Source organism: Curtobacterium sp. MCBA15_007 (genome assembly GCF_001864905.1).
GTDB classification, from domain to species: Bacteria; Actinomycetota; Actinomycetes; order Actinomycetales; family Microbacteriaceae; genus Curtobacterium; species Curtobacterium poinsettiae.
In genome coordinates this window covers 6027-6247 of the sequence record NZ_MJGM01000029.1, presented here as the reverse complement: position 1 = coordinate 6247, position 221 = coordinate 6027, and the positions used below count along the sequence as shown (strand labels likewise).

Below are 221 nucleotides of genomic sequence, written 5' to 3'. Positions count from 1 at the left end.
CGACCCCGACGTGCTGCTCGACTGGCGTGCCCGTCGTCCGGTCATCACCTTCGAGCACGACCACATCAGCGCCGTCGAACCGCCCCGTCTTGCACTGCACCTGGTGCGCGACGAGATCGGCCAGCCGTTCCTGTTCCTGTCGGGCTACGAGCCGGACTTCCAGTGGAACCGCTTCGTCCGCGCCGTCACCGGGCTCGCCGCCGACCTGCAGGTCGCCGACA

The 221-nt window shown here is 69.2% G+C and carries 1 protein-coding gene; it reads left to right on the top strand.

Annotated features, from left to right (window positions below; all coding sequences use genetic code 11):
• The coding region (locus BIU95_RS12465; RefSeq protein ID WP_139179783.1) for a PAC2 family protein at positions 1 to 221 on the top strand (221 nt) is incomplete at both ends.